The organism is Streptomyces sp., assembly GCF_050698815.1.
GTDB lineage: Bacteria > Actinomycetota > Actinomycetes > Streptomycetales > Streptomycetaceae > Streptomyces.
Map to the genome: position 1 here is coordinate 1 of NZ_JBOHCV010000491.1, position 7544 is coordinate 7544.

Consider the following 7544-nt stretch of genomic DNA (forward strand, 5'->3'; position numbering starts at 1 on the left):
TCGTAGGCGGGCGCGATGTCGGTGGTGAGCGGCCCCAGGGTGTAGAACGGGGCCTCGTCGCAGACCTCCTGCTGACGGTCGATGTTCTCCTTGATCTTGTGCATCGGTACGTGCCCCGGGCCCTCGATCATGGTCTGCACGTCACGGTCCTTGGCGATGCGGTTGAGCTCGCCGAGGGTGTCCAACTCCGCCATCTGCGCCTCGTCGTTGGCGTCCGCGATGCAGCCCGGACGCAGTCCGTCGCCGAGCGAGAAGGTGACGTCGTAGGTGCGCAGGATGTCGCACAGCTCGGTGAAATGCGTGTAGAGGAAGCTCTCCTGATGGTGGGCGAGGCACCAGGCCGCCATGATCGAGCCGCCGCGCGAGACGATGCCGGTCTTGCGCCGGGCGGTCAGCGGTACGTAGCGCAGCAGCACTCCGGCGTGCACCGTCATGTAGTCGACGCCCTGCTCGCACTGCTCGATGACGGTGTCCTTGTAGATCTCCCAACTCAGCTCCTCCGCCTTGCCGTCGGCCTTCTCCAGCGCCTGGTAGAGGGGGACGGTGCCGATGGGGACGGGGGAGTTGCGCAGCACCCACTCGCGGGTGGTGTGGATGTTGCGGCCGGTGGAGAGGTCCATGACCGTGTCGGCGCCCCAGCGGGTCGCCCAGGTCATCTTCTCGACCTCCTCCTCGATGGAGGAGGTGACGGCGGAGTTGCCGATGTTGGCGTTGACCTTCACCAGGAAGTTCTTGCCGATGATCATCGGTTCGGTCTCGGGGTGGTTGACGTTCGCGGGCAGTACGGCCCGGCCCGCCGCGATCTCGTCGCGTACGAACTCCGGCGCGCACCGCTCGCGCACCGCCACGTACTCCATCTCCGGTGTCACCATGCCGCGCTTGGCGTAGGCGAGTTGGGAGACGGCGGCATCGCCGTCAGGGGCAGCGCGGCCCCGGCGGGGCCGGCGGGGGCGGCCGGGGAAGACCGCGTCGAGGCCGGCGAGGTCGCTCGTTCCGCCCCGGGCCGGTCCGCCGCGTGGCACGGTGTGCCTGATGCCGTCGTCCTCGGGCCGCGGGTCGCGGCCGGGGTATTCCTCGGTGTCGTCCCGTTCGATGATCCAGTTCTGTCGCAGCGGTGCGAGGCCGCGGCGGACGTCGGTGTCGATGGCGGGATCGGTGTACGGGCCGGATGTGTCGTAGAGCGTCACATCGTTTCCGTCGGTCAGGTGCACCCGGCGGACCGGGACCCGCAGGTCCGGGCGTGATCCGCTGAGATAGCCCTTGTGCCAGCCGAGCTGGCGCGGCTCGTTCTCGGCCGCGGGCGTGCGTGCGTCCTGCATGGTCATGAGACCCACTCCCTACGCCGGCATTACCCGGTAACAGGTTCGGCGGTCGACGCAGCCTGGTCCGTGGTCCGTTGTCCGGACCGCGGAGGTCAGCGCCCTCTCAGCCCCGTGCTCGGAGCTCCCGCGATGTGAAAATGCGTCCCCACGCTAGCGGCACGAGGCGGTGCTGAACAGGCCGCCCCGGACGGGAGCCATGATGGAGCGGTGACTCCGACTCCACCCGGCTCCCCCGGGCACAGGGCGGGCCCCTCCGCACCGGGCCCGCCCTCCGAGCAACTGCCGGCCCAGACCACGCCGCCGGGGCCCGCACACGGGCATCAGCAGGTGCACGGGCGGAACCACGCGCCCGGGCACTCCCACAGTCACGGGCCCGCGACGCCCGTGTCCCGGCAGTTGCGCAAGGTCATCGCGGCGGTGCTGATTCCGTTCGCCGCTGCCGTCATCGCCGGGCTGGTGGTGCTGTGGCCGGGCGGAGTGCCGACGCACGGCGGGGACGGCAGCGGCGTCGGCTTCGACCGGCCCACCTTTCCGGCGCGGGTGACGGCGCTGGCCGAGGTGGACTGCGAGGACGTGCGGGTGGGGCAGTCCTCCTCGCCGCGGGCGGGGCAGTCAGGTCAGGCCGCTTCCGGCAAGGCCAAGGGGCCGTGCCGGAAGGCGACCGTCGAGGTCACCGGCGGCAAGGACAAGGGCCATACCTTCACCGAGGTCGTCCCGCCGGACGCCACGCGCACCTATGCCACGGGTCAGCAGGTCGTCGCCGCGTACGCCGAGAAGGCGCCGCGTGAACTGCGGTACAGCGTCATCGACGTCGACCGTGGAATGCCGATGGTGCTGCTGGCGGGCGTCTTCGCGCTGTTCGTCGTCCTGGTGGGCCGGCTGCGCGGGGTACTGGCGCTGGTCGGCCTGGCGGTGAGCTTCGGGGTGCTGACGTTCTTCATCCTGCCCGCGATACTGCAGGGTTCGAACCCGCTGGTGGTGGCCGTCGTCGGGGGCAGCGCGATCATGCTGGCGACGCTGTACCTGTGCCACGGGCTGTCTGCCCGTACCTCGGTGGCGGTGCTCGGCACGGTGATATCGCTGGCGCTGATCGGGCTCCTCGGTTCGCTCTTCATCGGCTGGGCGCGGCTGACGGGAAACACCGACGACCAGACCGGTCTGGTGCACGGTCTCTACCCGGACATCGAGATTCAGGGCCTGCTGCTGGCCGGGGTGCTGATCGGTTCACTGGGCGTGCTGGACGACGTGACGGTCACGCAGACATCCGCGGTGTGGGAGTTGAAGGAGGCCGACCCGGGCGCGGGTTGGCGGAAGTTGTACGGGGCCGCGATGCGCATCGGCCGCGATCACATCGCCTCCGTGGTGAACACGCTGGTACTCGCCTACGCGGGTGCCGCGCTGCCACTGATGCTGCTGTTCTCGATCGCCGACAGCAGCGTGTCGACGGTGGCGACGAGCGAGGTGGTGGCCGAGGAGATCGTGCGTACGCTCGTCGGCTCGATCGGTCTGGTCGCCTCGGTGCCGGTGACGACGCTGCTGGCGGCGCTGGTGGTCTCCGCGGACCGGAAGCACCGGGCGCCGCCCGCGGGCGTCACCAGCCGTCGCGGGAATCGCGGGAATCTGAGGAAGCGGAGGTGAAGTGGCGTACGACGTAGACGAGACCGCCGATGAGGGCCGCGAAGATCAGCAGCTTGAAGAGCAGGCCGATGAGGAAACCGACGACGCTGGCGATCAGACCGCCGAACACGGCGACCGCGATCACCGGGATCGCGACCCACTTCACCCACCACGGCAGGCCCTTGATGATCCCCTTGGCGTCCATCTGCTGCTCCCGTTGGCTGATCGGTCCCGCGTGCGGGCGGTACGGCACGAGCCGGGCGGAGCCGCGCTCCGCCCGCTGACTCCGATGCTAGAGCGCCCGGGCCCGCGCCGGGAGGGCCGCCGGCCCCCGTCCTCCCCTGAACCGCCCCCTACCTCAACCCTGACTCCGCCGGCCTGCGGCGGCGTGCAGTCAGCCCTCGGGCGGCGCGAAGACGACCATCACCCGCAGGTCCTCGGTGATGTGATGAAACCTGTGCGGCGTCCCCGCCGGCACGTAGACGACGCTGCCGCGGGCGACCGCGGTGGCCTCGTTCCCGACGGTGATCGCGCCGCGCCCGCTGACGACGAAGTAGACCTCGTCCTGCTTGTGCGGCTGCTGGGGGTCGGCGGTGCCGCGGTTGATGGCGTAGAGCCCGACCGACATGTGCCGCTCCCGCAGGAACTGAAGGTACGCGCCGTCGTGCGCGAGCCGCTCAGCCTCCAGCTCCTCGAGCCGGAACTCCTTCATCTCGCCGCTCACCTCTTGTGACCTGTGTGACCTGGTGTCCCGTGCGGCCGGCCGCATGTGACCCGGCAGGCCGCCTCTGCCACGATCAACACTATGACGAATTTCCTCATCAAGACGCTCGCGAACGGGGCAGCCCTCGCTGTGGCCACCTGGCTGGTGTCCGGCATCCAGCTCACGGGGGCCGCGGACGAGAAGGCCGTGACGCTGGTCATCGTGGCGCTGATCTTCGGCATCGTGAACTTCGTGGTCAAGCCGCTGCTGAAGTTCCTGTCGATGCCGTTGCTGATGCTCACGCTGGGACTCTTCACCCTGGTGATCAACGCGCTGCTGCTGCTGCTCACTTCCTGGATCGCCGACCAGTTCGATCTCAGCTTCCACGTGGAGGGCTTCGGTACGGCCTTCCTCGGCGGTCTGATCATCTCGATCGTGGCATGGGCGCTGCACCTGGTCCTGCCCGACCGGGACTGAGCGCCCATGACCGACGCCACCCGCGACACCGACGCCCCTCGCGACACCGACGCCACCCGCGTGGTCCGGGCGGGCCTGCCGGACGAAGAGCCCTACGCCCCGCCCCTGCCCGGCCCCGTCTTCGCCGCCCACTACCACCTTCCCGGCGATCCCGCGGGCGCCCCCTACGCGTACGGCCGGGACGCCAACCCCACCTGGACCGGCCTGGAACGGGCCATCGGCGAGCTGGAGTCCCCGGACGACGAGAGCGTGCGTACCGTCGCCTTCGCCTCCGGCATGGGCGCGATCTCCGCGGTCCTCTTCTCCCGTGCCCGCCCGGGCAGCGCCGTCGTGCTGCCCGACGACGGTTACAACCTCCTGACCGGCATGCGCGAGCGACTGGCGGGCTTCGGTGTCGAGGTGCGTACGGCACCGACCGCCGGGGACGCCCAACTGGACCGGCTCGACGGCGCGTCGCTGCTGTGGATCGAGTCGCCGTCCAACCCCGGACTGGACGTGTGCGACATCCGCCGGCTCGTCGACGCCGCGCACGAGTGTGGCGCGCTGGTGGCCGTCGACAACACCCTCGCCACGCCGCTGGGCCAGCGCCCCCTCGAACTCGGCGCGGATTTCTCCGTCGGCAGCGGCACGAAGGCGCTCACCGGGCACGGCGACGTGCTGCTGGGCTATGTCGCCTGCCGGGACGCGGAGTTGGCGGACGGGGTGCGGCAGTGGCGCAAGTACGCCGGTGCGATTCCGGGACCGATGGAGGCGTGGCTCGCGCACCGATCGCTGGCCACCCTCGAGCTGCGCACGCAGCGGCAGGCGGTCAACGCCCGCGCCGTCGCCGAGATGCTGCTCGCGCGGCCCGAGGTCAGCGGCGTACGCCACCCGGGTCTGCCCGGGGACCCCGCGCACGAACAGGCTGCCCGGCAGATGCGCCGGTTCGGCTGCGTCGTCTCCTTCACGCTGCCCGGCAAGGAACACGCGGAGCGCTTCCTCGCCGCGCTGCGCCTGGTGGGCGAGGCCACCAGCTTCGGCGGCGTCCGCTCCACCGCCGAGCGGCGCGGCCGGTGGGGCGGTGACGCGGTGCCGGAGGGGTTCGTGCGGATGTCGCTAGGGGTGGAGGACGCGGAGGATCTGGTCGCGGACGTACGGCGGGCGCTCGACAAGGTCGCCGCACGGCACTAGTCACGCGTCGAAGAGGCTGAGCCCGGGCGCCGGCTCCGGCGCCGAATCCACCGAATCCACCGACTCCGATGGCTACTCCGGCGGATGCTCGGGGCCGCCGTAGTCGGGGCTGGAGTAGTCCGGGCTGGAGTAGCGCGGCCGTGTGCTGCGCTCACTCCTGCCGTCGGAGGGACTGCGGCTGGAGAAGTCCGGGCCGGAGTATCCCAGTCGGGGGGTGCGCTCGTGCGCGGGCGCGGCGCCGGGTGTGGTGTCGGGTGCGTCGTCCGTGACGCTGCCGGGGTTCCGCGCCGGGGCGTGATCGGCCAGGACCTTGTTCAGGAACGGCAGGATGCCGCGTTCCAGCAGCGCCTCCCGCCACGCCGCCCGCGCCTTGGACAGCTCGTCGGCGACACCGCCGGCGTCGTCCGCGACCGCCGCCCCGGCGGCGGTTCTTCGCCCCGCGCCCGCGCCGTTGCGCAGCGCGGTGAGCCACAACTCCGCCATGGCGACGACGAGTCCGGCGGCGGCGAGCACGGCGAAGACCCAGCCGGCGCCGCGCATCGGCGCCGCGATGGAGGGTTCGGGTGTCATCACGTGCAGCAGGTAGCCGAGCAGCAGGAAGATGACGGCGGCCGTACCGGCCAGCAGCGGGACCAGGACGGAGACCATCGCGACGAGCCCGGCCCCGCCCGGTCCGGCCGGGACCACACCCGTCGGGCCGGGCTCGCCGCCCTGACCGCTCGCGCCCCCTTCGCCGTCACCGCTTTCGGTCTGCCGCAGCTCTGCGCGCACGCCGACGAAGTGCGCGTACTCGGCCGCCGCGCAGTCGGCGATCTCGGCGGCGGCCCGGAGCGCGCCGGTGCGCAACCGCTCCGCGTCGATCCGTTCGTCCGGCGCCGCCAGGGCAGGACGCAGAGACACCGTACGCAGAGATTCGTCCAGGGCCCGTTCGAACTCGGGCCGGTCTTCGGGCAGCAAACGCGGAGCGCTGTTCATGTGCATCCCCCGATGCTCCGTTGGGCCGTTGACGGCCGGTCGACGGGCGGGGCAGCCGTGGTGAGAGGTTGGGGAACTCGCCGCGGCAGGACTGATGGTAGAGGGAGTCCGGCACCCCTTGACAGAGAGTTTCCGGAAATTGGCACTTCCCGGCAATATCATCCGCGACATCCGCGCCCCGCACGCCTGCCGATGACACCGTACGCCGTTCCGAACGGGTTATTCCGTCAGCGGCAGTCGGGTCACGAGCAGCTTGCCGGCCATGGTCACGCCGCCGTCCATGGCGATGGCCAGGCCGTCGGCGTAGACGTGCGGGCCGGTCACGTCGGGCGCGACGTCCTCATCGGGGTCGGGGTCGTCCCCGCCGGCTCCGGCGGCGGAGACCTCACCGAGCAGGTACGGGATGGGGCTGTGCCCGTGCACGATCCGCAGCCCGCCGAAGGCGGTCAGCAGCTGACGGGCGGCGTCGACACCCACTTCCTCGTCGCGGAAGGCGAACCGCTTGGTGAACTTGCGGAACAGGTCCCAGGTCTCGTCCGCGTCGTTGCGCTGCAGGGCCTCGGTGAGGGCGTCGTTGACGGCCTCGATGGTGGCGCCGTAGTCGAGATAGCAGGTGGCGTCGGAGTGCACCAGCAGGTGGTCGTCGGCGAGCGCCATCGCGTCCAGCCGGGACATCCACTGGACGTGGTGGTCCTGAAGCCGCTCCATGTCGGAGCGCTGACCGCCGTTGAGCAGCCAGGCGGCCTGGAAGGTGGCCGTGCCGGCGCTGGAGTTGACGGGGGTGTCGCCGAACCGCTTGGCGCCGATGAGCAGCAGTTCGTGGTTGCCCATCAGGGCCTTGCAGTAGCCGCCCGCGGCGGCGGCCTGCGCGGAGAGGTTCATGACGAGGTCGATGACGCCGATCCCGTCGGGACCGCGGTCGGTGAAGTCGCCGAGGAACCAGAGGCGGGTGGTGCCGGCCGCCCAGTTGTCGCAGGCGTCGATGATCCCCGCGTCCAGCAGCGCGGCGCGCAGTTCGTCGAGGTAGCCGTGCACGTCGCCGACGACGAAGAGCGGGCCCTTGCCCTCCACGCCCCCGGCGTGTGCGGGGACGTCGACCAGGGTGGGCTCGGGTCCGGCGGCCCCCTCCTCGGAACCGGCTCCGGAGCCGATCACCGGCAGGTTCCGCTGGGTCGGGGTGTATCCGTCGGACTGCTCGGGCTCTTCCCGCTGACGCGGCGGGGCCGCCGTCGCGGACGGCGCGTGCGCGGGCCGCACGGGTGGCCAGGGCGCTCCGGCGC

The 7544-nt window shown here is 71.2% G+C and carries 8 protein-coding genes; 3 read left to right on the forward strand and 5 right to left on the reverse strand.

Annotated elements, in window-relative coordinates:
* A partial coding sequence (gene thiC, locus ACRDP3_RS17630) for a phosphomethylpyrimidine synthase ThiC (protein WP_431517916.1) occupies positions 1–1325 on the reverse strand: 1325 nt, incomplete at its 3' end.
* A gap of 204 nt (positions 1326–1529) precedes the next feature.
* Here thiC and ACRDP3_RS17635 point away from each other — a divergent pair.
* Complete coding sequence (locus ACRDP3_RS17635; RefSeq protein ID WP_431517917.1) at positions 1530–2960, forward strand: YibE/F family protein; 1431 nt, start codon at positions 1530–1532, stop codon at positions 2958–2960.
* Here the strand turns inward: ACRDP3_RS17635 and ACRDP3_RS17640 are convergent.
* Both ACRDP3_RS17640 and ACRDP3_RS17645 read right to left on the reverse strand, forming a co-directional pair.
* A complete protein-coding gene (locus ACRDP3_RS17640) occupies positions 2914–3144 on the reverse strand; it encodes a DUF5326 family protein (RefSeq protein ID WP_431517921.1) in 231 nt (76 codons plus the stop codon). The genes ACRDP3_RS17635 and ACRDP3_RS17640 overlap by 47 nt on opposite strands.
* A 189-nt stretch (positions 3145–3333) precedes the next feature.
* Positions 3334–3651: a cupin domain-containing protein gene (locus ACRDP3_RS17645; RefSeq protein ID WP_431517922.1), complete on the reverse strand. Its 318-nt coding sequence runs from the start codon at positions 3649–3651 to the stop codon at positions 3334–3336.
* Positions 3652–3744: 93 nt separating this feature from the next.
* Here ACRDP3_RS17645 and ACRDP3_RS17650 point away from each other — a divergent pair, with 93 nt between their 5' ends.
* The gene (locus ACRDP3_RS17650; protein ID WP_431517918.1) at positions 3745–4119 is read left to right on the forward strand and encodes a phage holin family protein; all 375 of its coding nucleotides are present in this window, start codon (positions 3745–3747) and stop codon (positions 4117–4119) included.
* A 6-nt stretch (positions 4120–4125) separates the two neighbouring features.
* Entirely contained in the window at positions 4126–5289 is a 1164-nt protein-coding gene (locus ACRDP3_RS17655) for a cystathionine gamma-lyase (RefSeq protein ID WP_431517919.1), read from the forward strand.
* 72 nt (positions 5290–5361) lie between these two features.
* Here the strand turns inward: ACRDP3_RS17655 and ACRDP3_RS17660 are convergent, their stop codons facing one another.
* Together ACRDP3_RS17660 and ACRDP3_RS17665 are read right to left on the reverse strand one after the other, a co-directional pair.
* Positions 5362–6264 (reverse strand): hypothetical protein, encoded by a 903-nt coding sequence (locus ACRDP3_RS17660; protein ID WP_431517920.1) that lies wholly within the window; start codon positions 6262–6264, stop codon positions 5362–5364.
* 219 nt (positions 6265–6483) lie between these two features.
* Entirely contained in the window at positions 6484–7521 is a 1038-nt protein-coding gene (locus tag ACRDP3_RS17665) for a metallophosphoesterase (protein WP_431517923.1), read from the reverse strand.
* Positions 7522–7544 lie beyond the last annotated feature (23 nt).